The sequence below is a fragment of the Tenacibaculum ovolyticum DSM 18103 genome (assembly GCF_000430545.1).
In the GTDB taxonomy this organism is placed as follows: domain Bacteria; phylum Bacteroidota; class Bacteroidia; order Flavobacteriales; family Flavobacteriaceae; genus Polaribacter; species Polaribacter ovolyticus.
In genome coordinates, this window is record NZ_KE387163.1 from 417,868 (window position 1) to 444,793 (window position 26,926).

The 26,926-nt window shown below is 27.3% G+C and carries 19 protein-coding genes; 7 read left to right on the forward strand and 12 right to left on the reverse strand.

Annotated features, from left to right (window positions below; genetic code table 11):
- Positions 1-226 precede the first annotated feature (226 nt).
- The 3 genes from H518_RS0111875 to H518_RS0111885 are packed head-to-tail and all read left to right on the forward strand — an operon-like array spanning position 227 to position 6,041.
- Positions 227-3,316, forward strand: coding sequence for a membrane protein (locus tag H518_RS0111875; protein WP_028889257.1), 3,090 nt, complete (start codon positions 227-229; stop codon positions 3,314-3,316).
- Positions 3,316-4,527 (forward strand): hypothetical protein, encoded by a 1,212-nt coding sequence (locus H518_RS0111880; RefSeq protein ID WP_028889258.1) that lies wholly within the window; start codon positions 3,316-3,318, stop codon positions 4,525-4,527. Before H518_RS0111875 ends, H518_RS0111880 begins: the two co-directional genes overlap by 1 nt.
- Positions 4,521-6,041 carry a glycoside hydrolase family 2 TIM barrel-domain containing protein gene (locus H518_RS0111885; protein ID WP_028889259.1) on the forward strand — a complete coding sequence of 507 codons (1,521 nt, stop codon included), beginning with the start codon at positions 4,521-4,523 and terminating at the stop codon, positions 6,039-6,041. The genes H518_RS0111880 and H518_RS0111885 overlap by 7 nt, the downstream gene beginning before the upstream one ends.
- 7 nt (positions 6,042-6,048) lie before the next feature.
- Here H518_RS0111885 and H518_RS0111890 read toward each other — a convergent pair whose 3' ends face one another.
- From H518_RS0111890 to H518_RS19780, 3 genes are all read right to left on the reverse strand, one after another.
- Entirely contained in the window at positions 6,049-7,236 is a 1,188-nt protein-coding gene (locus tag H518_RS0111890) for a glycosyltransferase (RefSeq protein WP_028889260.1), read from the reverse strand.
- A 59-nt stretch (positions 7,237-7,295) separates the two neighbouring features.
- Positions 7,296-8,546, reverse strand: coding sequence for an MATE family efflux transporter (locus tag H518_RS0111895; protein WP_028889261.1), 1,251 nt, complete (start codon positions 8,544-8,546; stop codon positions 7,296-7,298).
- Between the two features lie 342 nt (positions 8,547-8,888).
- Complete coding sequence (locus H518_RS19780; RefSeq protein ID WP_043706890.1) at positions 8,889-9,167, reverse strand: hypothetical protein; 279 nt, start codon at positions 9,165-9,167, stop codon at positions 8,889-8,891.
- Positions 9,168-9,308: 141 nt separating this feature from the next.
- Here H518_RS19780 and H518_RS0111905 point away from each other — a divergent pair, with 141 nt between their 5' ends.
- Positions 9,309-11,399: a tetratricopeptide repeat protein gene (locus H518_RS0111905; protein WP_028889263.1), complete on the forward strand. Its 2,091-nt coding sequence runs from the start codon at positions 9,309-9,311 to the stop codon at positions 11,397-11,399.
- A gap of 36 nt (positions 11,400-11,435) precedes the next feature.
- Here the strand turns inward: H518_RS0111905 and H518_RS0111910 are convergent, their stop codons facing one another.
- The 9 genes from H518_RS0111910 to H518_RS0111950 all read right to left on the reverse strand — a co-directional run bounded on the left by H518_RS0111910 (position 11,436) and on the right by H518_RS0111950 (position 23,168).
- Entirely contained in the window at positions 11,436-13,877 is a 2,442-nt protein-coding gene (locus H518_RS0111910) for a DUF4114 domain-containing protein (protein WP_028889264.1), read from the reverse strand.
- A 329-nt stretch (positions 13,878-14,206) separates the two neighbouring features.
- Positions 14,207-16,804 (reverse strand): DUF6923 family protein, encoded by a 2,598-nt coding sequence (locus H518_RS0111915; RefSeq protein ID WP_028889265.1) that lies wholly within the window; start codon positions 16,802-16,804, stop codon positions 14,207-14,209.
- Between the two features lie 105 nt (positions 16,805-16,909).
- Positions 16,910-17,605, reverse strand: coding sequence for a LytR/AlgR family response regulator transcription factor (locus H518_RS0111920; RefSeq protein WP_028889266.1), 696 nt, complete (start codon positions 17,603-17,605; stop codon positions 16,910-16,912).
- Between the two features lie 4 nt (positions 17,606-17,609).
- Positions 17,610-17,927 (reverse strand): histidine kinase, encoded by a 318-nt coding sequence (locus H518_RS0111925; RefSeq protein WP_028889267.1) that lies wholly within the window; start codon positions 17,925-17,927, stop codon positions 17,610-17,612.
- Positions 17,928-17,929: 2 nt separating this feature from the next.
- Positions 17,930-18,973 (reverse strand): sensor histidine kinase, encoded by a 1,044-nt coding sequence (locus tag H518_RS0111930; RefSeq protein ID WP_028889268.1) that lies wholly within the window; start codon positions 18,971-18,973, stop codon positions 17,930-17,932.
- On the reverse strand, positions 18,973-20,118 hold the full coding sequence (locus H518_RS0111935) for an FIST signal transduction protein (RefSeq protein ID WP_028889269.1): 1,146 nt from the start codon (positions 20,116-20,118) through the stop codon (positions 18,973-18,975). Before H518_RS0111935 ends, H518_RS0111930 begins: the two co-directional genes overlap by 1 nt.
- Positions 20,099-22,213: a PAS domain-containing sensor histidine kinase gene (locus tag H518_RS0111940; protein WP_028889270.1), complete on the reverse strand. Its 2,115-nt coding sequence runs from the start codon at positions 22,211-22,213 to the stop codon at positions 20,099-20,101. The genes H518_RS0111935 and H518_RS0111940 overlap by 20 nt, the downstream gene beginning before the upstream one ends.
- Complete coding sequence (locus H518_RS0111945; protein WP_028889271.1) at positions 22,213-22,752, reverse strand: heme NO-binding domain-containing protein; 540 nt, start codon at positions 22,750-22,752, stop codon at positions 22,213-22,215. The genes H518_RS0111940 and H518_RS0111945 overlap by 1 nt, the downstream gene beginning before the upstream one ends.
- Positions 22,753-22,754: 2 nt before the next feature.
- Positions 22,755-23,168 (reverse strand): response regulator, encoded by a 414-nt coding sequence (locus H518_RS0111950; RefSeq protein WP_028889272.1) that lies wholly within the window; start codon positions 23,166-23,168, stop codon positions 22,755-22,757.
- Positions 23,169-23,415: 247 nt separating this feature from the next.
- On the opposite strand from H518_RS0111950, the gene H518_RS0111955 reads away from it, so the two are divergent.
- The 3 genes from H518_RS0111955 (at position 23,416) to thrA (ending at position 26,917) form a co-directional block, all read left to right on the forward strand.
- Positions 23,416-23,775: a hypothetical protein gene (locus H518_RS0111955; protein WP_028889273.1), complete on the forward strand. Its 360-nt coding sequence runs from the start codon at positions 23,416-23,418 to the stop codon at positions 23,773-23,775.
- 12 nt (positions 23,776-23,787) lie between these two features.
- Positions 23,788-24,174, forward strand: coding sequence for a YchJ family protein (locus tag H518_RS0111960; protein ID WP_028889274.1), 387 nt, complete (start codon positions 23,788-23,790; stop codon positions 24,172-24,174).
- A 301-nt stretch (positions 24,175-24,475) separates the two neighbouring features.
- Positions 24,476-26,917, forward strand: a complete 2,442-nt coding sequence (gene thrA, locus H518_RS0111965; RefSeq protein WP_028889275.1) for a bifunctional aspartate kinase/homoserine dehydrogenase I — start codon at positions 24,476-24,478, stop codon at positions 26,915-26,917.
- Positions 26,918-26,926 lie beyond the last annotated feature (9 nt).

Below are 26,926 nucleotides of genomic sequence, written 5' to 3' on the forward strand. Positions count from 1 at the left end.
ATTTACCAATGTAATTTCTAATAATTATTATTTACTATAGATGAACAGCAGTTTGGTACTGTTTAATGTATGTTATACTTTAATTAAAAAAGTATATATTTACTATTGAGAATCATTTAAGATAATTAACAAACAATAATTTACTTAAAATTATTGTTTTTTTGTAAAACGATAAGTCAAAAAATAGTTTGCCTAAAAAGCAATTTATTTAAATAAAAATAGCCTTTTGAAAGAAACTTCTAATAAGTATTTAATTACCGCTTTGCTATTAGGGCTTGCATTTCATGGTACTTCTATCTTCTTTACTTTAGAAACAACCTATGATGCGTTAATTCATTTATTTTTTGCAGATCATTATGCTAACAGCTGGTTTGAGCCTTGGAATTATAAATGGTACACAGGTTTTACCGTTATGAGTTACCCGCCTTTAGTACATCAATCTATAGCTTTATTGTCTTTAATTGGTGGCTTAAAATTTGGAATGTTTACCGTAGCTATTATTGCCATAATTTTATTTATTACAGGTGTATATCGATTTTCTTTATTAATTACCTCTCATAAACAATCAGCTGGTTATGCAGCCGTATTAGCTGTATTCTCTTCATCATTTGTAGAAACATTACATATTTTTGGTCAATTACCAAGTATTATTGGGATTTCTGTATTAATGCACGCTTTACCTGAAGTTTATTTGTGGTTAAAAACAGGTAAATACTGGTATTTAGCAACTTCACTTTCTTTAATTTCTGTAACGGTTACTTCACATCATGTAACTCCTATATTTGGAATGATTTTCTTTATTTTTCCACTCATAGGTTTGGTTATAATGGATGCTTCTAAAGAAGAAGTAAAAACAATGAAAGCTGTAAATTTTAAGGTATTTATAAAATATTTTGCAAAGCTTTTTAAACGGATGATTACTTTTGGAGGATTATCTTTAGTAATCATTATTGGTTGTTTACTTCCTTATTGGATTAATTCTAAAAAAAACCCAATTACGCAAGTTCCTATTCCACATGGATCACGTGATAATTTTTTAGAAATCACCTCATCTGGATTAGTTTTCTTTACAATTCCTTGGGGAATATTATTAATTCTTTTACCTTATTTTTTTTACAGATATTATAGTAAACGTTACTTATTTTTTGGTCTTTCATTTACTATCTGTGTTGTTTTAGGTACTGGGGGTACTACTCCAATTCCTAGAATGGTTTTAGGAGAAACAGCTTTTAATATTTTAACTTTAGATAGATTTACTTTATGGGCATCTATTATGGCACTACCTTTATTAGGTGAGTTTACTTTTCGATTTGTAAACGGTGATTTAAAGACATTAATTCAATCTAAATTTGGCGCAGTATATCATCGTATTATTGGTGGTATTTTAGCTTGTTTATTCGTATTTATGACTATTTTCACGATGAGTTTAGGTTATTTTAGACCATCACAGCCTCAGAAAATAAAAATGTTGCCTATTGTTAATTTTTTAAATCAAGATGATCACGATAAGTGGCGCTTTTTAACTTTAGGTTTTGGTGATCAAATGGCATGGTTAAGCTCCTTAACAAAAGGATTATCTGTAGATGGAAATTATCATTCTGCAAGGCGATTACCTGAGTTAACTACACGACCTATTGAACGTTTAGAGAATTCTAAATTTAAAGGCGTTGCTGGTATTGGTTCTTTACAGCAATTTCTAACAACCCCTGCTAAATACAATCTAAAATATATTTTCTCTAACGATAAGTTCTACGACCCTATCCTCTATTTTTGTGGATGGCAGCGATTACGACAGTTAGAAAATGGTATAATGGTCTGGGAGCGCTTAAATATACCTCCACTTTCTTCTATACTTCCAAAAGAAGATGTAAGTAAATGGCAAAAAATTCTTTGGGGTTTAATGCCATTTATAACTGTGCTCTTTGCTTTTGTTTTAAACATACAAATGTTATGGGTAAATACTTTAAAATCTAGAATTAAAAAAGCTCCTGAATTTTTAAAGTTTCAGAACAACTATACTAAATTTTCAAAAGGTCTTTTAACCATAACACATATTTGGACAATTATTTTAGCAATCATTTTAGGTTACGGTTTTTACGAGTTCTACTTAAGAAATGATTCTCATCGAAATCCTAAAAATGCAATTATTGCATATTATGACGCTTTAGATTTTAAAGAGTTTGAAAAAGCATATAATTTAATCGCCCCAAACAGCAATATGACAATTGCACAGTTTATGTTAGAGGTTTCTGTTACAGATGGTTTATTAAGTAGTTACGCAAAACTAGACGCCATTACTACTACCATTCTTCATAAAACCGATAGCTCTGCTATTGTAAAAGTTAATACAGAATGGATTACTCCGCTAGAAAAAGTAAATAAAGAAGAATTTAAATCACTTATAAAAGAAAAAACAAAGTGGTATATACAACCACAGGAATTAAATAATGATTTACCTCCTGATCAATTATATTCTAATAATACTACCAACTATTTTAACCAAGGAAGAAGACGTATTACTACCGAACAAACACTACATGAAGATGTATTAAAGCAACCTGTTTTAGAAGTTCTTTCTGCTAAGCTAGTTAAATTTAAACAACACTACGCCATTATTGGAGAGGTTCAAAACATAGACAATGTTCCTGCCGATGTTGTTTTAAAAGGAACTTTATATAATGATAATAACAAAAAGCTTGCTACCTATGATGCCAAATACCATGTTAAACATAAATTAATGCCAAAAGAAACTAGTTCTTTTAAAATTAATTTTGAAGGTATTGCTTGGTCAAACACCAAAGATTCAATTCCAAAAACTTTTAATCCTGATGAATTTACTCCTGTTGCTTTTGAAGAACAACCTACCAAATTCAATTTGCATATTGCAGGAAATGTTTCTGGATCTGATTTACATAAAAACATAACTTTAAGTAACCTAAAAACACATCCGAAAAGTGTCACAGGAACCATTTTTAACAGTGGTATACAAGAAATTACGGTACCACAACTACTAATTAGTTATTATTCAAAAAATAAAGACTTACTTTGGGTTGACCATCTATTTGTTAAAGAAGGTGTTCGTCAACAACGTAAACAACCTTTCGAGTATAATATTTTAGCTTGTGATTCTATAAAAATGATTTATACAGATATGAAAAATGTTTTTGTAAACGGTTTACCTAATGAAGCAATCGCGAACAAAATAATAGGAAAAAGGATAAAAAACCATAGTTATAAGCAACTACAAACAATACAACATCAATATTTTAAATATATAAATATTGAAATGAACGCATATATAGGTAATCCCAATTAATGAAACTTAAATACTCATATATATTTTTAATAGGATTGATTTTTTTATCATCCTTTTCTATCTTACAAGAAACGGAAATACCTTCTAATATAAAACTAATTACTAAAACTACTAAGTTTAAAGCTGGAGATGATATTACCTTAAAATTCGCTACTTCTAATAGCTCAAAACCATTTTTATATTGTACAAATAGTTATAGTACAATGCTTATAAAACCTAATTTAGAAAACAATGTTCTATACTATAAATTCCCAAAAAACCTGTGTAAAAAAAGAGGCATTGTACACTGGAAATTAAATAAAACTATACTTATGGGTAAGTTAAACATTGTTCCTTTACAAGAAGTAGCTACAATGGAAACATATATTGGGCCTCCAAGTATTGAAGCTGGTAGAAAAGATTATAGTATGCATATAATTATACCTACAGATTCTTTAGATAATCCTTTAGCTGAAAAAACTTTAGTTACCACTAAATTTCAATTTTTAAACCAGCAAAAAAAAGAGGCTATCTATATTAAAAATTTAATAGCTTATAAAAATTTATATTCTCCTTTAAAGGATGGTCGTATGTTGATTTCTTCTGAGTGTTTAGATGAAAACTCTAAAGAATATACAGTAATAGTATATCCTGCAAATCCTACTAATTTTAAGATCTTTGCAAAAAGACATCATTCATATGCTGATGGAAACCAAATCACTAATTTTTCAACCTCTGCGGTTAAAGACGAGTATAATAATATTGTAAGTGATGGTACATTTGTTAATTTTTTTATCAGAAATAAAAAAGGAAATATTTTAAAAACATCTGGTACAACTATTAAAGGTATTGCTACCGCAAAAATGATTCATCCTGACTACGAAACTACCTGGAAGGTTAAAGCCTATGTTGAAGGTATGGCTGAAAGTAATACTATTAGCGTAAATTATAAACAGGTTATAGAAGATTTTAAAGTTGATTTTTCTAATGATAATAGACTTATTACTATAGGCCCTTTGCAAAGTTTTATGCAACAAATGGTTCCTGACGGACTCATTGTATCTCTCTTTGTTTATAAAAACAATGTGCTAATAAATTCTGAAATAAAAACATCATATAATGGATTTGTTAATTTTAATCTGAATACAGCAGCTTATAAAAAAGATACTTATACTTTAAAAATCACATCTGCTGGTTTAAAAAAAGAATTTAAAAAAATAACACTATGGTAGGTATCAATAGAAATATTATTCGTTCCATATTAATAGCATCATATATAATGATTATAGCCTTTATTATTGGCGGTATTAGCGCACTTTTCAGCTACCTAAATACAGGTGCTGATAGGAGTTTAATGTTACATACCGAAATTGCAAAAGAAATATTATACACCCCTAAAATTACATGGTCTCCTTTGCAAAATGAAGGTAGGGAAATGGATTTAGAAAATTTAAAAAACTTAGAGAGAGATTATTTAAATGCTTGGTACGTAAAACATATTACATATAAAACAAATACAACTACTGGAATTGAAGATTATTATACAGATCATGCGCGTCAAAACATTTATGAGGCTATAGAAATTAACAAAAAACAAAAAATTTCTATTGATGCCACTACCCTAAGGCATCAACCTACATTAAACTTTTTTAGTGAAGACGGACAATTAGCTATTCTTACTGATTCTGATGTTATTGAATACAAACGTGTTTTAGAAAAAAACAAACTTATTTTAGAAACATCTGAAAAAGCTACTTATAAAATTATCTTTTTATTAGAAGATGGTTTTTGGCGTATTCGGCACTTAGTTAAAGTAGATAGTGAAAATCACGTTCTTAAAAATAAATCAATTCCTATAGATAGTTTACATATAAAAGGTATTAATTATTATCCTAAAAACACTCCTTGGAATATGTTTGGTAGCACTTTTAGTGAAGATACCATTAATAATGATTTTAAAATAATTAAAGAAGCTGGTTTAAATTCGGTACGCATTTTTATACAGTATGAAGATTTTGGAAAAGCAACAGTTAGAAATGATAAACTAACTAAATTAATACAAACTTTAGATCTTGCAAAAGCTAATAATTTAAAGGTTGTATTAACACTCTTTGATTTTTATGGTAATTATTCTGTACTAGATTGGACATTAAACCAACAACATGCAACAACTATTATTAAAACTGTAAAAGATCATGATGCTTTACTTGCTTGGGATATTAAAAACGAACCTAATTTAGATTTTAAATCTAGGGGAAAAGAAATTGTAATAGCTTGGCTAGATAACATGATTAGCCTAGTAAAATCCATAGATACTAAACACCCTGTTACTATTGGTTGGTCTAACACTAAAAGTGCTGTAATTTTAAAAGAAAAAGTTGATTTTATTTCTTTTCATTATTATGAAAATTTAGAAAACCTATCAACAGCTGTACAAGAACTAAGAGAGAAAATACCGAATAAGCCTTTAGTTATGCAAGAGTTTGGAATTTCTTCTTATAATGGTTTTTGGAAACCCTTTGGAAGCTCTAAAAAAGATCAAGCTAATTACCACAAAAAAGCCCAAGAACTTATTGAATTGAATGATTTACAATTTATGTCTTGGACTTTATATGATTTTGAAAAAATTCCTAAAAGTGTTGTAGGTAGTCTTCCTTGGAGAAAAAAACCTCAGAAAAAATTCGGTTTTATTACTAAATCTGGTAAGAAAAAAGCTGCTTTTAAATATATTTCAGGTTCTAAATAGTTTATATCTATACTTTAACTTTTTTATTTATAATTTTTTCAAACTCATCTATATAAATTTTTGTTATTTTTTTCATTGGGTATGCCGTTGCTGCTTTATAATTAGCATCTTCTAAATACTTTCTATGATTATCATTTGTTACTATTTTTTCAATAGCACTTGCTAAACTTGTTATACTTGTTGGTTCAAAATACTCTCCTTTATACCCTTCATCTTCTATTAAAGTTTTTAAATCTCCTAAATTTGGCATAACAACAGCTTTTGCATAACTTCCTGCTTGGTGTAAAACTCCTGAACTACCTGTTGTTGACGTATATGGAAAAACAACTACTGCGCTTTCATTAAAGATTCTTGCTACATCACTTTCTTCAACATAGCCTGTAAATGTTAATTGAGGTGTTTGTTTATATTTTTCAGCTACTTCTGCTAAATAGCCCTTTACATTTGGATTATCGGTACCAGCAATTACAATTTCTAAATCTAAACCTGTTTTTTTTCTAATTTCCACGACAGCTTCAATCATATTTTCTACCTTTTTATAGGTACCAAACTTACCAAATGTCATAATTTTTAAAGCTCCTTCAGGTAAATCCCCTTCAGGTTTATCTGGGATTTCAAATGTTCCATGCGGAATCATTTTTACATTACTAACTTTATATTTATTTTCTAATGTTGTAACATATTTATGCATTGTTACGGCAACTAAATCTGCTTTTAAAATTAACTTTGTTAAAGTCGTTCCTATAAAATTATATATTTTTTGAGCTACTTTATTTTCTGTAAATCCTGCACTTTTTAAATCTACCTGCTCTAAAATATTATGCAATAATACTATCGTTGGTATTTTTTTCATCCTACAAACTAAGGGCAATAGTAGCCCCAAAGCTGCTGCTATTTTTTTATCTCCAAACTTCATAAACTGTAAATTAAACAATACAGCATCTGGTTTCGTTTGTTTTACTGCTTTATTAACCGATCGTATCGTTTTATAACTATTAAATTTCCAACATTCTTTAACTGTTATTTTACACCCCTCTTCTGTAAATTCAATATCCTTTGCGCCTGTTGTAACATCAGTTAATAAAATTAATTCTGTTATTCTTTCATGTTGTCTAAAATGCTTTGTTAAATAATAAGCATATTCATTTAATGTTACTTTACTTGGTGGGTATGCTGTTACAATTGCTAATTTCATGGCTATTCTTTTTTAATTATAGTTTATAATACAACTATACATAGTTGAAGGGAAAAGATTTAAATATTTTGTTTTATTAATATAGTATTATCCTTTAAGAAAAAGAAGCTTAGTTGAATAAGTAGTAATAAAATCATAGCAAATATTTGCATATGTACCACTTGCTCTAAGGTTTTATGAAATAAAATTATTAAAATTATTTGTAACATTCCAAAAATACCAGAAACAATTACTGGGATATACTTATCTAATGACAAATAATAATAAGCAAAAATATTCGAAATTGCAAAAACGCCTGTAGCTAAAGCGTACTTCCATAATAATGGTGCAATTTCAAAGTAATCACTACCAAATAATATAGTTATAATTTGTTCTGGAAAAATAAAGCTAGCAACGATAATTAAAGTTGCAATAATAGAAATATAACCAACATATTTTAATAGAATAGGTAATGTCGGTTTTCCTTCTTTTTTTAATTCAACAACAGTCGGTAATAATAACATTACAAACATCCAAGCTATAAAATAAACAACTCTACCAATTAATGCTAAAGAAGCATATAAACCTGCATCATAAGATTCGAAATAATGTTTTACTAGTAAAATATCACTGTTATTTATAATAATTTGTGTTAATTCATAAAATGCTGTAATTATAAAAAAATTGCGAACCATTTTTTTATGAGAACTATCTAATGGTGTTTTTTTAGAAAATGAAATAATTTTATAACTAAATGGTATTAAACCAAATACAAAAGACCCTAAAATTCCTATGGCTATTAATATTGATGATTCAATATTAAAAAAATACAATAATCCGAAAGTAATTAATAAACGACTTATCATTTCTAGCTGATAAGTAATTGATAATGATGTTAACCGTTTTTTACCTTGAAAAATTCCTCTATTTACACTCATTAAAAAATAAAGAGGAACTCCTAAACCAAATATAACAAACATACTATAGGAAGTTGTTCTGAAAAAATATTGTAATTCTTTAGAAAAAACAATAATTAACAATCCTAAAAATATACTTGTAATAAAAGCGTTTTTATAAACTTTTAGTATAAATTTTTTAAAAACTAATCCTTCAAAAATTACTGAAAATTTTGCTGTTACCAACTGAAAAGTCATTGCTACAAAAGAAAGTACTAATAAAAAAGTGACCATAATGGCTGCATCAGCAAATTTCTCAGGCCCTAAAAACCTACCTAATAGTAAATTATATAAATAATTACCTCCATTTACAAGTAAAACACTTATCATAAACAATTGTTCTGACGAAATTTTATACTTTAAAACTTTTGGCATCTTTTTCTTAATTTAATATACGTATCTCTTCAAAATTATTTTTTCTAACTCAGTTTATTTATTTTTAATAACTCACAAATAACATTATGTATTTTGTTATTTTATAAACCAATAATTGTTTTGTGAAAATTTTTAAATAACTGAATATCAAATTCAAAATGTAAGTAACAAAAAAAAAATAAAACATAAGTGTTTTATTTTTTTTATTTATTTGGGGATATATTTTAACATATAGAAAAATGAGTTTTCTTATTTTTTCATTAAAAGAATTGTGTTGGTGCTAAATAATATTTTAAGAATATTTTTTTTAGAAAAAAAATATCTTAATTTTTATTTAACTGATTATGCTACATTAATTTCATTAAAATGATCATAAATTTCTTTACATCCATAACCTGTAACTGAAAATAATTTATCTTCTTTTAAGGCAATAGCTGTTAGTGTACTTATTGCATCTAAACCTTCTTTACTTATTTCTTTTACATTATCAATATTTATAGTTACATCTTTACAATGCTGTAAATTATGTTCAAAATAAACAATAAAAAATCTAGAGGTTGTGGTATTTAGTTTACCGTTTAAATAAAATTTTCCTTTTTTTTGTGAGATTTGTAAAGCCATAATTTTATAGTTTAATGATTAGTTACATTACAAATATCATACTTAAACTACTAAAAAAGTATATGTTATCGATGAAAAACCATTTTATATCGTTCAATGTATGGATGCTATTCCTTAACTTGCATACAACAACAAAAAAATATGAAAATTAAAAAAATTATACTTCTGTTTTTATTTCTTATTACCGCTTCTATGTATTCTCAGAATATGAAAGAAGGTTTTACTTATTTAGAGACTGGTAAATACGAACAAGCTGAAACCTTTTTTATGGTTGTTTTAAAATCATATCCAAAAAATAAAACAGCAAGACTTTGTTACGGTAGAGCCATTGGTTTAAATGGGAATGCTGAAAAAGCAGTTTCTTTATTTACAAATCTTTTAAAAGATTTCCCTACAGATTTTGAAGTAAAATTAAATTATGCTGAATCTTTACTTTGGAATAAAAAATATAAAAAAGCTAAAAAGTATTATAAAACTCTTCTAGAAGAAAATAACAAAAGCTTTCCTACTCTATTAGGCTATGCCAATACATTATCTAATTTAAAAGAATACGACAAAGCTATTATTTACGTTGATAAAGCTTTAACTGTTTTACCTAAAAATAAAAATGCTTTAATTTCTAAAAAATACATGCGTTTGGGGTTGGCTAATAACAAAGTTAATACTCAAAACTATCTTGAAGCTGAAAAAATATTAAAAGAAAATTTTAAGGACTTTAAAAACGATAAAGAAACTTTATTAAACTTAGCTAATCTATACTTAATCTCAAACCAAATAGATAAAGCTAAAAAGACATACAAAACTATTGGTGAAACTCCAGAGAACAAATTATTATCTTTAAATGGAATTTCTCTAGCTTATCATCTTGATAGTGACAATAAAAAAGCATTAGAAATTAGCAAAAAAGCAATTAACCTTTTAAATGCGACAACAAATACAAGTATCAAAAATCAAACAAAAGAACGTTTTATACAAGCTTTAATTTGGAATAAAAAATACTCCTTAGCTAAAAAAGAAATTAACACTTTAATGTTAAACAATAAAAATCCAGAAAGTTGGATATTATCATTAAGAGCTACTTTAAACATTTACAAAAGTGATTTTAAAAAAAGTGTCGCTGATTATAATTTAATTTTAAAGAAAGATAGTGCTTCTTTTGATGGAAATTTAGGAAAAGCAAATGCATTAAAAGCTTCAGGATATTTTGTTAATGCTTATAAAAGTGCTGAAAAGACGTTATCTTTTTATAAAAATCAAAAAGATGCGACTAATTTTATCAAAAAATTAGATAGAAGTTTTACTCCTTTTGTAAAGGTAAAAAGCTCTTATTCTTTTGATAATGGAAATAACGAAACACATTTATACGCTGCCAATTCTGAGTTTTCATTTACAACAAAGTTCAAACTATTAGGTAATTATAGCTACAGAACAACTGCAAATACTGTTACCAATGTAAATGCACACTCTAATAATTTTTTATTAGGGTTATCATATCAACTATTAAACAATTTAACTTTTAAAGGTAGTTTAGGGATTACTGCTTCTAATACTGAATCGAAAAACTATAAGGAATTACTAACAGATTTATCATTAAGTATAAAGCCTTTTAAACTTCAAAATTTAGAATTAGGATATAAAAGAGAAATTCAGAATTTTAATGCTGACTTGTTAGATAGACAAATTGTTCAAAATAATTTTTTAGTAAATTATAGTTTAAATACAAATTTTAATTTAGGGTGGTATACGCAATATTACTACACTTCTCAAAACGATAATAATACCCGAAACTTACTTTTCACCTCATTATATTACAATATTTTAGAAAAACCTTCTTTAAAAGCCGGTATTAACTACCAGAACATCTCTTTTAAAAATCAAGTTCCTTCAATTTACTTTAGCCCTAGTAAATTTAACGCAATAGAAGTTTTTTTTAACATTATAAAAGATGAGACTATTGCTAAAAATAAAGAATGGTTTTATGAATTAACTGCTGCAACTGGTTTTCAATATATTGAAGAAGGCAAAAAACAAAGTACTTATAGAGTACAAACAAAATTAGGTTATAAATTCTCAGAACGTAGTTTATTAAACATTTATGGTACTCAAAGTAATATAGCCTCAGCAACAGCTACTGCCGTAAACAATGGCTTTACTTTTACAGAAGTAGGTTTACAATTTAAATGGTATTTTCTTAAAAAACCTTTCTTTAAAAAGTTAGAGCAAAAAAATTAACTTTTGCTCTAACTTTTATTCTTTCAACTTACCGAGTTAATTAATAAGTAATTTTAAAGAATTATACTTTTTATTATTGCTTATTATTTTACATATATACATTCCAGAAGTTAGATTTTCTCTACTAACAGGTATTAAATTACTACCAATTTCTGTTGAATAATTAGTTTTATACACTAACTGCCCTAAGTAATTATATATGTTCAACTTAACTTCTTCATTTTGATCTGCTGTAAAGTAAATATTCCCAGAACTGTTTATTGGATTCGGTATTGCCAAAATTTTATTTTTTTCTACTAAATTTTCATCAAACTGATTTGCTTTCAATCCAAAAGCAACATCATTAACTGCTATTGTAAATGGAACATACGTAGCGTAATCTCCTTGTAATGAGAAAACAATTGTTTTTATATCTGTAATTTCTCCAGGGTTTCCATTTTTATCAAGAAAATCATTAAAAGAAATAGTGTATAATATTTCATTGTCATTTGCTGGTATTGTTATTCTTAAACGATTATCCCAATCAGTTATTCCGTCTTGAACTAATATAACTTCTACTGGTTTTGTATTTTGAATTTTAAACTGAATTGATTCATAATCTGACACATCTAATGTTTGGTCTCCCCCTAATACATGTCTAAACAAATTAATAGTTCCTTTTATTTCCCCACTTACTGTTGGCTCTCTTTCTATTTGATAAATATCTTCACTATTATCTTTATCATTATTTTCAATATTAAAAGAATTTACACTTACATTTTCTTCTAAATAATCAATTCCCCAAGGCCCATCAGCTAAATACAATGCATCTTGTTGTTTTGAAGTATTTGTACTTAAAGAAAGTCCTATATCAAATAATTGACCTGTAGGAATAATTATAGTTTCATTCCATTCACCTGTTAAATTAACAACTTCTGACATATTTATTCTATCTGAAACTTCTGTTCTAGCTAAAACAGCTTCAAAATTTAAAGAACTTGCTTTTGTTTTATTAATAATGTTTAAATGTATGTTTCCATTTTTGTAGTAACCAGAACTAACAAATACTGGTGGTACTACATCTTCTAATGAAGAGCTTTTTAATGGTTTAATTGATTTAAACGTATCTAAAATATGGTTACTAAGTGTAAAAACTTGAGAGAAAGAGCTTCCCCATACCTGGAAATTATAATAATTTCCACTCGGATATTGTTCTATATTCCAAAAGCTAAATAATTCGTTTTCGGTATCTCCTAATTTAATTGAAAAACCTAATGTGTATTCTACTTCACCTGTAGCTCTTTTTATTTTAGAACTTATTACTTGATGCCCTCTAACGGTTACTGTTCTTACATCTTCTAAAACCGAATTATTTAATCGATCGCATATTTCTTTTGAATGATCATAAACATCTCCTTCTGTTGCTGTTGCCAAAACCGCTGAGATTCTCTCTTCTCCAGTATATAAATCAACCGAGAATATTTCCTTTGCATTTGTAATCCCTAATAAATCTTTTGGCGTAGATACAAATGCATTTTCTGTACCGTACATTCCTGTAACTGGTAAAAAAGCTTCTATGGTAGATGGGTTTACCCCTTTTGATAATAATTTAGTTTTCTTTTTATATCTTTTTTGTAACCTTTTTTTATTAAATAATTTACCATTTTTCTTACGTTTAAAATTTCTTTGTGCAATTAAATTTGCCAATTTACCATTACTCTCTAATCCTCCATCGAATGCTGATGTTACATTTGTTGCACTAGATATATCTACAAAATTTGTAGCTGTTATTGCTGAGTATGGACTTGCTGTTATATAAAAAACGGCGTCGTTAAAATCATTATCACAAGAACCATAATCACGTCTAATGTCTTCAAATCCTAAAATTATTCTCTCATTATCTGGATCATTTAATAATACATTATGATTTCTTAAATTTACATCTGCTTCTGGGTTATAATCTGGATTTGAATATACCTTCCAATACCCATCCATAACCGTACTATAATTAGCACTCCATGCATTTGCTAACAATACCCAGCCAATTCCTGTTCCGGCAGGAAAAGTTCCTATCTTCACCTTATCTCCAACCTGAAGACCTCCTCCACTTCCTAAAGCAGATGCATTTGGAAATATAATTGTTATATCTTCTGCTGCTGGCGCTGTTGCTGGTGGGTTATTAGCATCATAAGTATAAAAACCTAATACATTTCTATAACCTGCTCCTTCACTAACAAAAGTTACGTACACTTCTGCTTCTTCTGTAATTGACAAATCTGTGTCGTAACCAGAAGATATATAATGTGGATTATAATCTGGCACGGGATAACTCTCAGGAAGAGAATTACTAATCATTTCTAGTGTTTCTACTGATACATCATCTCCAGGACTTTCTAAATAAAGAGGAGTTCCGTTTGATGTATAAGACCCTAAGTATTGATAGTTCTGAGCATAAATAGTCGTTGTTGCTATAACTAATAAAAATAATAATTTTTTCATAGTATATGTATTTAGTGTTTATACTATAAATTTAATCACTTATTAAAAACAAACTTAAATTACTAGTTATATGGTAATTAAAAATAGGTGAAATGCAAACATCTTATGTTTAAGCAAAATCTATTTTTAAAAAACAATAAATATTACTTAATAATAAAGCTTTATATACTTGATTTTAAACAAAAAGGCATCAATTATTATTTCCTATTATGTTTTATAAATAATCCCTCAAGAACTTCCTATATCATACATTAAAATTTCACTTTTAAAATTAGTTGAAAACCAATTTTAAAAGTGAAATATATTTTGTTCTAATTAGATAATTATTTTTAATGAATCAATAACTTAACATTCTTGTAAGGTAATTTTTGACTTATTAATTTACAAAAATATAACCCTGCTTTTAATGATTCTCTATTTAAAATTATTTTATTTTCACCTATCTTGGTTTTAAAATCTATTTTATATACTAATTTTCCTAATTGGTCATATACAGCAAACTTTAAGTTTTCTTCCTCTTTTGCATTAAAATGAAAACTACTTTGTGCCGTCATTGGGTTTGGAGCTATAATCACATTATTTTCATTTCCTACTATTACTACTGATGGTTTTTCTTCTTTAGAAAAGCGAATATCAGACAAGTTCATTTCTTTAGTTACACTACTACCATCTTTAGATGTCATGGTAAATACAATTGTTACTACATCATCTAATACTAATTCATTTCCTTTTGATGATTTAAAATCTTTAAATGGTATTACATAACTCTCTAAAGAATTATTTAATACAATGGTTGATTTGTATTGCTCATCAAATGAAGAAATGCTTTTCTTTACAAACGTAATTTCTAAATTTCCAGTCCCTCTAGCTTTTAATTTAAAACTATTGTAATCTGTTAAATCTACTGGTTTAAAACGAGGTGTTAAAGCTCTGTATGCTGCAAAATAAGTACTTGTTGTTGCTGACAGTTGAACATTTCGTTCTATTGGAAATTCATTATCCTCAAATATAAAATCATTAGGTAATATTTTATAACTTGTTATTGATGTAGATGTTTCAGAATCATCTACACCCCAAGGACCGTCTGACATGAATAAATCATCTGGAGTAGCAATACCATCACCAATTCTAAAACCAATATCAAATAAGTTTCCTGTTGGTACTTGTAAATTTGTTATATATTCTTTGCTTAAATCGATTGTTGATGTTGAGTTCTTAAAATCACTTGTTTCTGTTATTCTATAACCAGCATCGAAATTTACATTTTCACTTGCATTAGTATTTACTACTTGTAAATCTAATGAACCATTATTATACTTCCCTTTTCTTACAAATACTGTAGGGGGCGTTGAAATTTTATAAGTAGAAATTGGTTTTTCTATATTTAATAAACTTACCACTTCTTTACCTAATGAATATAAATCATCTAAAGAATTTGACCATATTTGAAAATTATAAAAAGTAACATCTGCTTCATACTTATCTAAATTCCAATGACTTTCTATTTCGAAATTGGTTTCGCTGTTTACAACCTTTGCTGAAAGACTTAATACAAACTCTACTGTATTATCGGCATTTTTAATTAAAGATTTAATAAACTGCTGTCCATTTATTTCTATTGTTGACACAGAGATTAATTGTGCTCCAAGCAAACGATCACAAATATATTTAGTGTGCTCATATACACCGTTTTCTGTTTTTAAAGCCATAATTGACGCTATAGCAGTTCCACTTTTCATATAATCTACTGCATAAATAGCTGTTGCATTTGTTATTGCTACTAAATCTAAAGGTGTAGATTCAATTGTTACATCTTCATTTATAATTCCTAAAGGTATAAAGTCTTTTAACTCAAAACCTGTTGCTTTTTTTCTTTTATAGTCCTTCGTTTTTATAACTCTAGCTGCTTTACTACGATCAAATTTATAATTGATTTTTGTACGATTATAATTTCTTTTATTTATAAGCTCTGATAATCGACTGTTACTTTCTAAACCTCCTTCATTTCCTCCTGAAGTTGGTGGTAAAATAACATCACACTCTCCATAACCTGAACATGAAGGGTCCTCACAATCAATTAACCCATCACCATCATCATCTATTCCGTTATCACAAATTTCTTGAAGTACTGGTGCCGTAGGACAACGCGCTCCGTCATTACTCGCACTCGATGGTCCAAAAGCAAATAAGTTTGAATCCATATCATCTGAAGGACTTAAATCTTGAACACTTTGTATAACATAGATTGTACCTGTTTGGTTTGCTGATACATAAAATCTTCCTGAAGCATCAAAATAAACTGCACCGTACGTATAATCCAAGCCTGATAATATTGGTACTTCCCCTAACGACTCAACAATACTCGTTGTTGGGTTAATACGATATAGTATATTAGAATTCTTTTCAACAGTGTATAAATTACCGTCAACTGCGTTAAAAGCCCAGTCATGAATACTTATATTTTGAGATAGACTTTCTGTTGCTAAATGTTGACTATATGTTGCTGAATTCGGATCTAGATCTATTTTATAGTAAGTTGTTCCTCCTCCTTTAAGGTAATAAACACCTGTAGCACTTATGTCTCCAACATATCTATTATTACTAGGTAATTCATCTATATAAAAGGTTGTTGTTGAAAAATCATTTCCAATTCGTACTATTGTTTTGGCTGGAGAACTTAATGAACCCCATATAAAACCATCCGCGGGGTTATAAGCAGCTGCATTTATACTTCCTGGAGTAACATCTTCTGCTACAAGATAAGAGTTACCCGATGCTAAATCAATAGAATACACATCGTTATATTGGAATAAGTATGCATCATAAACACAATTAAAAGGAGTATTTTGTGCATTTAATGCTATACTGAATAAGAGTAGTAGTAATAATAATAAATTGGGGGTCGAGTTAGTAGTTTTTCTTTTCATGATATTGTTTTATACCATCAATTTAAGAAATTTCTTTTAAAAACTACTTTTTTTTCGTTATAAACAACTGATTTATAGATGAGTTGTAATTTTATAACGTTTATATTATAATAAATTTAAACGTTTCATTAATTCTGGCCTGTTAGAACGACTTACTGGAATAACTTCCCTTTTTATAAGCACACTATTATCTTCAATATCAATAATTTTTTTAACATTAATAATATATGAACGGTGTATTTTAAGAAATAATGATTCTGGTAATTTTTCTTCTATCTTTTTTAAAGTAGAATGCACAACGTAATTTTTATTCTCAGTTTTTATATTAATATAATCCCCTTTGGCTTCTATAAGATAAATACTTGGTAAATCAATTTTTATAAGTCGCCTATCTATATTTACATAAAAATCATTTGTGTTTTCTGAAATTATTTCTGAAGCCTTTTCACTTTTATGTTTTTGAGCTTTCTTAATTGCCTTTTCAAATCGAGGAAACTCAACTGGCTTCAATAAATAATCTACAATAAAATCATATTCAAAAGCTTCTATAGCAAACTTAGGGTCTGAAGTAGTTAAAATTATTTTTGGAGGATTTTTAAGCGTTTTAATAAAATCTAAACCATTAAAGCTTGGCATGTGAATATCTAGAAAAATAAGATCTATATCATTCGAGTTCAAAAACTTTATTGCATCCATTGCATTAGAAAATTCATCAACCACCTTTAAAGAGCTTATTTGATTGCAAAGAGTTTTAATAATAACTCTTGCTGTTTTTTCGTCATCTACAATAATACAATTCATAATCTTAAATAGTTTTCAAATATTCCGAAATAACTATTAAAATTTTCTCAAAATCTTCAACCTTATCTAAATTAAGTTCTCTTAGATTATGTTCAAATTCATTAGCTATTTTATAACTTTTTTCAAGTCCTAAAATACTAATTTTATGTTTAAGTCTATGAACATTTTCTTCTATTTTTTTAAACTCCTTATTTTTTAAACTGTCATAATAGTCTTTTTTCTCTTCAGGAAATTCAGTTTTAATAACATCTATAAGCATTTTACTTACTGATTCGTCTCCATTTGCTAACTTAGCAACATACTCTAAATTAGGTTTTTCCATAATTATTTTTTTATTGTAAAATGAAAGGTAGAACCTAATTTTAATTGAGATTCTATCCAAATATTACCTTTATAAAGGTCTATAATTTTTTTAACAATAGATAATCCTATTCCTGCAGATTTGTAATCATTCTCTAATTTAGAAAAAGCTATGAAAATTTTCTGAAAGTATTTTTCTTCAATACCTTTTCCGTTATCTTTTATATAAAATTTCCAAAAATCAGCATCTTCTGAAAAACCTATTTCTATTTTTATATTCTTTTTGTCATTAAATTTAATTGAATTATCAATTAAATTTAAAAACAATTGCTCTATTCTGTTCTCGTCTCCCTTTATGTTCGGTAACTTTTTAGGAATATCTATATTTATATTATCAGGTAAGTTTAATTCTTTTTTAATCGTTTTTAATAATTTATCTAAATCTAAATTAGATCGTTTATGTTCTTCTTTATCAATAGTAGAATACTTATGAATTGCTCTTACTAAAGTATCAATTTTCTGAGTATTCTCTCTTATTAGTTCTATTCTGTCTTTCCCTTCATTATCTAACACCTTACCATAATCTTCCCTAAGCCAAACAGACAAAGCTTCTATATTTTGTATTGGTGTTTTTAAATCATGAGAAATCATATGAGTATAATCATTTAACTCCTGATTCTGTTGTTCCAAACTTTTTAATAATGAATCTTTTTGTTTATTTATTTTAATAATCTCTTTCGTTTGATTATCTATAAAATCAACTAATTTTAATGAATCTGAATTTTCTATAGGCTTATCTTGTTCTAAATCGTAAAACTTAAGAGTATCAATTACACTTTTAAGTTTTTCTATAACTTTTCTTTGAGAATTAGTTTCTTCCTTTAATTTTTCATTTGCATCAAAAAGTTCTTCAGAACTTATCGCTGTAGCTCTTTGCAACATTGCAAATTGATTTTCTGATGTCTTGTAAGACTTATCTATAGCATCTAAAAAAGTTTCTAACTTTTTATCTGATAACAATTCTTCAGGTAAATACTTTCTAATTTGTCTTTTTAAAAGTGAGTTCATTATTCGCTAATTAGCGTTACAGTCATTGTTTGATTATGTAATTGACAATTATTTTCTCCATTAAACGGGGCTATCTCTCCATAAGAATAAAACCCGCAAAAGGTGGTTTGATTACCAATAACCTCTATTACCTCTTCTACCTCTTCTTCTACTCTTTGATCTAACACTAGTTTTCTACCAATACAACTAACTAAAATTGCCAATTGTGGTTTATTCTGTCTCAATTCATTTGCATTTATAGCTGCTATTTCTGCTGCATTAACAATATTATCTACATTAGTCATCATTAACTGTACTTTAGAATTTTCAAAAATATCTCCTGCTAATATCATTGAATTATCCTCTTCATTAATATTTAAAATTGTTCTAACAATAGACTGTTTATCATTTGTAGATTTTACTTTTAACGGATATAATAAAGCTGCTCCTGGTAATTCTTTAGAGTTCTCTCCTAAATATTTTTTGTATAAATCTAATGCTAATAAGTTATCTAGTTCATATAAAATATTTCCTTTAGATTTTGTTACTATTCTTTCTGGACCAAAAGGTGTCCAACCTCCATTAATAGAAAAAGTTACTTCTAAAGATTCTCCATATAAACCTATCGCAACTATTTCTCCAGGTTTAGGGTTCTCATTATAAGACGATATCGTTTTCTCAAACCGTGCATCATCACCACATAAAGCACCTGTAATTAACAAATTATCATTAGTAGCTGAATTCATTCCTTTTGTTAATTGACTACCATTTATAAAACTTCCTTCTGAAATAATAAATACATGCTTTAATCCTTCTTCTGAAAATTGATTAATTAATTCTTTACCAACTAAAAAACTATCTATTTTTGAATCTAAACTTGAATCTAAAAAATTGGTAGTCTTTATTACAAAATTACTTTTCTCAAATTCAATAGCTGTGATAGTTATAGTATTTTCATCAATAGATTCTGAAGAAATGTCTCCACAAGAAGAGCCAAATACAATATGACCGTCTTTAAAAATAGTTCTTATCTCTTCATAAATAGTCTCACTTTCTAATAAAAATCTATTCCCAAAAACTAAAACCAGAGGTTCTTTAAGTTTTATTTCTTCTGATAAATATTTCCAATCAGAATTATTTTTTCTTTTAAGTTGTAATGTTTTCATTTAATTCTTTTTTTATAGTAAAGTAAAAAGTAGTTCCTTTATTAGGTTCACTTTCTAACCAAATATCTCCCTCGTTTAAATCAATTATTTTTTTAACAATAGATAATCCAATACCTGTGGAGTCTTTTCGTTTATTTAATGAGTGAAATACTTGAAAAATTTTATCATGATATTTTTTTTCGATTCCAATTCCATTATCTTTTATAGAAAACTGATGAAAAGTTTTCTTTTCACTGTAATCTATCTCTATAATGCCAAATTCTTTATCACTAAACTTAATAGCATTACTTAGAAAATTCTGAAACAATTGTTGAAACTTAGTTTTATCTCCTTTAACTGTAGGTAGTTTATTTAATATATTAATTGATATATTTTCAGGTATAAATAATATTTTTTTTAGATCATTTAAAGTAATATTTAAATCAACTTCTTCTTTTTCTTTTGTTTCTGAACCAGCACTAGAGTATTCTAAAACATTAGAAATTAACTTTTCCATAGTTTCAAGTGTAGTACCAATTAAATCAAAATTATCAAGTGTTGGCTTATCAAGTTTACCTTCATTATCTGCTTTAATCCAAGAAACTAAAGCGTCGATACTTCTTAACGGAGATTTTAAATCATGAGAAACAATATGTGCATATTCATGTAACTCATCATTACTTCTTTCTAATTGATTTAAAAGTTTAATATTTTTTAATTCTATTATTTTTCTTTCTTTTATATTTATTGCACTTTTAAACTGCATAGAAACTAAACTAGCAATATTTTCTAATGTTTCTAAATGTTTTTCTCTGTAATGATTTTTTTCTTTATGCTCAGAATCTATAACACCTATAACCTTACCTTCACTTATTATTGGTACTGATATTTCAGAGAAACGTCTTTCATCTTCTATGATATACCTATCATCTTTAGAAGTATCATTAACAATTTCTCCTTTTCCTGATTTTGCAACACTTCCTACAATTCCTTTACCAATAGGTAAAGTATATTCGTTTATAATTTCTCTATTTACTTTTAATCTATAAGAAGCTATTTGTTCTAATTTATTATTATTGTGGTTTACTAAATAAATCACACAATCTTTAGACTCTAAATACTTCGCTATTATTTTAGTTACTTCCGATGCTATTTCATAAATATTATCTCTTCCTAATATAGATTTAGCAAGATCATTTATCATGTCAATAATTAATGTTCTTTCTCTTTTTAACGTAATATCTTCAATAAGTGTTACATGATACTTTATTTTACCATAAGAATCTCTTACAGCATTTACATTTGTTTTAGTCCATAAAACAGAATCATTTTTTCTTTTGTACCTTTTATTTATAACAAAATTATCAATTATTCCGCTATCCATTTTTTCAAAATGCTCTTTAGATAATTGAAAATCTTCTTTAAAACAAACGTTTTTAATTGTTAATTGTAAAAGTTCTTCTTGTGAATACCCTAGAAAATTTTGAAAAACACTATTGGTTTTCAAAAAACGACCTTGTTCTGTAAGTGTTATTCCTAATGATGAATTCTCTACAATTACATCTAACTCTTTTTTTTGTTCTTCTATTAGTTCAGTCGTTTTTTTTGACTCTGTTATATTTCTAATTATTCCTTGGGCTGCAATTTTTTTACCTTTTTTATCATATATTAAACTAGCGTTTATTTGAACCCATTTAACCTCTTTCTCTTTAGTTAAAACTCTAGCAGTATAATTTGAAAAGGATCCTGTTTGATACAATGCATTAAAAGATTCAAAAGCATAAACACTATCTTCTGGATAAATAAGATTTACTACATTTAATTTTTCTTTTGAAATATCATACCCAAAAAACTTAACAGCTGTATCATTCATTTTAAGAACATTACCTGTTAAGTCCATTATTATATAAGAGTCATTGATATTATCAAAGACTCCTTTTAATTGTGATGATTTTTCTTTTAATAATCCTTCGAGTTTTAAATTTGTTTCTTTTAATTCTTCAGATATTGAATACAAATCTCTAGACTTATCTTCTAATATTTTTTCAGCTATTTTTCTTGCAGCTTTCTCTCTTTTTAGAGCTCTTTCTAGTATATCAATTTTGTTCTGACTCATTAATCTTGATTAATAACAAATTTTACTTCAGTACCATCTTCTTTTATTTTTTCTAAAACAATTGTTGCCGTAGCATTAAAGTGTTCAAATGTTTTATTCATTAAACCAAGACCAAAATGATGCATAGCTCTACTAGACTTGTAAATCATTACTAATGATTTATCTTTTCTATCTTTAATTACAAAAGTAGGTAGCTCTGCTTCTGGATAAATTTTTCTTACCTCTATATGAATATGATCTTCAATAGAGGCTAGCATTTCTATAGGATCTTTATAAGTTGCCAAAAGACCTGGATAGCTCTTTTCTATAACGCTAAAAAAATGCTCTGCATACACTAATAATAAATCATCTATAGATATAGCTGTGTTTTTACTTAAATTTTCTAGTAATTGTAACATTTCAGAAAAGCTGTAAGTTCCTATTGATGTATATATACCTTCAGATTCTAATGTTGATTGAGAAATAATTTTATCTACCATCTCTAAACCAAATTTATCTTCTACCAAGTCTAAAAATTCAGTAAAAACTATGCCTTTCATATTTAATATTTTTTTAATTCATTCATGCTCCAATAAGATAAAACTGTTTCTATTTTTTCAACATAGTCTTCATATTTTAAAGGTTTTAAAATATAACCAGAAACTCCAATTCTATAACATTCTTCTAAATCTTTTTGATTATCTGAGGTTGTTAGAATCACTGTTGGAATGTGTTTTAAATCATCGTTATTTTTTAATATTGTTAAAAATTCTATACCGTTAATTTTTGGCATGTTTAAATCTAGTAAAATTAAATCAGGTAAACTACTTTTTTCTTCTAAAATCTCAAGTGCTTCTTCTCCATTTTTTGCTTCACTAATATCATGCTTAAGTTCTAAGGATGAATTAGTTCTTTTCATTTTCATTATTTCAATAATGTTATCTTCAATCAGTAAAATGTTTAGTCTTTTTTTCAAAATATATAGAATAATGGGGTTATTACCATAAAAATACCTTTTTATATAAAGGGTATTAATTACATATGTTTAATTAATCTTTTCTATAGTTAAAATGCATCTAAGTGTAGATGAATAGTTTTCTTATTTAAAGAAATTTTATATAGTAACACTTTTAATAAAGTTCAAGGAAAATAGGAAGATCTTCTTATTATACTCTTTTGTTGTGTATATAAAAATAGTGTAATTTTACGTTTTTTTAAAGAAAATGACAATTCAAGACTTAGTTGGAAAATATAATATTATTGGAAATAATCAAGATGCCGAAAAACATACTTATAAAGGTATACTTTCTTTAAAACTTGACGTTAATAATAGAATCATTGCTAAATGGATTATTAATAATGAGCAAGAACAAATCGGAACGGGTTTTTATAATGATAATATATTAGTAATTAACTTCAATTATCAAGGAATTGATTACAATACCTACAAAGGTGTTGTTGTTTATAAATGTATATCTAAAGACATTTTAGATGGTTTTTGGTCTGAAAAACATGGAAACCCTTTGTATATAGGTAAAGAGTGTTGTTTTAGAATAACTAAAGAAAAAGAATTATTAAACTAATATAACAATCGTATGCAATGTCCTTGTAATTCTAGTAGAGCATATAATGAATGCTGTAAAAATGCACATCAAAATATTGAATCAGTAACAACTGCTGAATCTTTAATGAGATCCAGGTACAGTGCTTTTGTTTTAGCAAATATTAATTACCTACAAGAAAGTCATCATTCAACTACACGCCCTTCTAACAGAGAAAAAAAAGAAATTCTTACTTGGACTAAATCTGTTGAATGGATTAAATTAGAAATAATTAACACAACTAAAGGCTGTTATACTGATTTAACTGGTACTGTTGAGTTCAAAGCTTTTTTTATGGAAAATGGTAATATTGACATTATACATGAAAATTCTTCTTTTTGTAAAGAAAACAACCATTGGAAATACCTTAAAGCAAATTAGCATTTACTTACAAATTATTACTTTATTTATATTTTTTTAAAAAATTCAACAATGTTTTAAAAAAAAGTTTACATTTGCCGTAATAATGTTAAACAATAAAGGAAATATAAACTCATTATCTATCGTAAACTTTACGACAGCTATTGTGTACACTACAATTATTTCTATTACAATTATTATTACCCTTTAGGGGTCTACTTTACACATATAATCCAATCATCCTATTTATATTTTCAAAAGATTTGAAAACAGATAAATAACAACTAAAATTCTATAATCAATTATTTTTATACCTTTTAAAATGAAAGTTTTAAAATTCGGAGGCTCATCTGTAGCCAACAGTCAAAACATTACCAAAGTAGTTCAAATAGCATCTAATGCTGCTATTAAAGAAAAAGTCGCAATAGTTGTTTCAGCATTTGGAAAAACTACCAATAAATTAATAGCTTCAGCAAATAAAGCTGCTAACAACGAAGTTAATTACACCAACCTTTTTAAAGAAGTAAAACAGCATCACTTGCAAGTTGTTAATGATCTTGTAAATAAAAATACACAAGATGAAGTTTCGCAAAAAGTGAATACTTTATTTAGTCAATTACAAACTCTATTAGAGGGGTGTTTTTTATTAAAAGAAGTAACTCCTAAAACCATGGCAGCTATAAGTGGGTTTGGAGAATTACTCTCTTCATATATAATCTCAGAAGTAGCAAAGAACAATTTAGATGCTACTTATAAAGATAGTAGAGAGCTTATTAGCACATCTAATGTTTTTGATAAAGCACAAGTAAATTTTAAACTAACGAATAAAAATATTCAAGAATACTTTAATCAAAACCTGCATCAAATTACTGTTTTACCAGGTTTTATAGCAAAAGCAGAAAATGGTTTATCTACAACCTTAGGTAGAGGTGGTTCTGATTATACTGCTGCAATTTACGCCGCAGCTTTAAATGTTGATGAGTTACAAATATGGACCGATGTTAGTGGAATGTTTACTGCAAACCCAAGTGTTGTAAAACAAGCTTTTCCTATACCAGAAATATCATATCAGGAAGCTATGGAACTTTCTCATTTTGGAGCCAAGGTAATCTACCCTCCTACTATACAACCTGTATTAGAAAGAGAAATTCCTATCGTAATTAAAAACACTTTTGAACCAGAAAATACAGGAACTTTAATTACCAAAGAAGCGAAAAGTTTAAATCTTGTAAAAGGAATTAGCCATATAGAAAATATTACCTTATTAACCTTAGAAGGTAGTGGTATGGTTGGTGTTTCTGGAGTTTCTAAACGTTTATTTGAAACGCTTTCAAATAAAGACATTAATATTGTATTAATTACTCAAGCGTCATCTGAACATTCTATTTGTGTTGGTATTTATGATGAAGACGCAGAGAAAGCGACTAAAGCAATTAATGATGCCTTTGAAATTGAAATTGAACGTAAAAAAGTAAAACCTGTTATTGTAGAACAAGGTCTTGCTATTTTAGCTTTAGTAGGTGATAATATGAAAAACCATCAAGGTTTAAGCGGACAAATGTTTAGTGCTTTAGGTAAAAACAATGTAAATATTAGAGCTATTGCTCAAGGAGCTTCTCAAAAAAATATATCGGCCGTAATAGATAGTAACGACGCTAAAAAAGGGTTAAATACATTACATGAACAATTCTTTGAAGAAAAAGTAAAGCAACTTAATTTATTTGTTACTGGTGTTGGTAATGTAGGTGAACGTTTTTTAGCTCAAATACATCAACAGCAACAATACTTAAGAGACCATTTAAAAATGAATATTCGTGTTGTTGGTATTGCTAACTCAAAAAAAATGGCTTTTAATACAGATGGAATCGATTTAACTAATTGGAAAGATTTATTAGCAAATGGAAAACCGACAACTTTAGATGAGTTTTTTAACAGAACTAAAACATACAACCTTCGTAATTCTGTTTTTGTAGATAATACAGCAAATCAAAAAGTATCAGAAGTTTATGAAAAATATTTACGCACTAATATTGCCGTAGTTACCTGTAATAAAATAGCTTGTGCTTCTGATTTAGAAAATTACAAAACTCTAAAAAAAGTATCTAGAAAATACAATGCTCCGTTTTTATTTGAGACCAATGTTGGTGCAGGCTTACCTATTATTGACACGCTAAAAAACTTAATCGCTTCAGGTGATAGAGTTCATAAAATACAAGCTGTATTATCTGGTAGCTTAAATTTTGTTTTTAACAACTTTAATACTTCATCAACTTTTCATGATGTCGTTAGTGAAGCTCAAAAACAAGGATATACCGAACCAGATCCTAAAATTGATTTAAGTGGTATTGATGTAGCTAGAAAAATATTAATTCTTGCTAGAGAAAGTGGATATGATTTAGAATTATCAGATATTGAGAATAACTCTTTCTTACCTGAGAAAAGCTTAAATACGACTAATAATGATGATTTTTACGCAAGTTTAACCGAATTTGAAGCTCATTTTCAACAAATATTTAAAGAAGCTAACGATAAAAATTCTCGTTTAAAATATGTAGCTGAATTTTCTGATGGTAAAGCTAAAGTTGGCTTACAACACATCCCGTCAGATCATCCTTTTTATAATTTAGAAGGAAGTGATAACATTGTATTATTTTTTACAGATAGATACCCTGTTAATCCTTTGATTATAAAAGGTGCAGGTGCAGGTGCTGATGTTACAGCTTCAGGAATTTTTGCTGACGTAATTAGAATAGGTAACAATTAACATCCATAG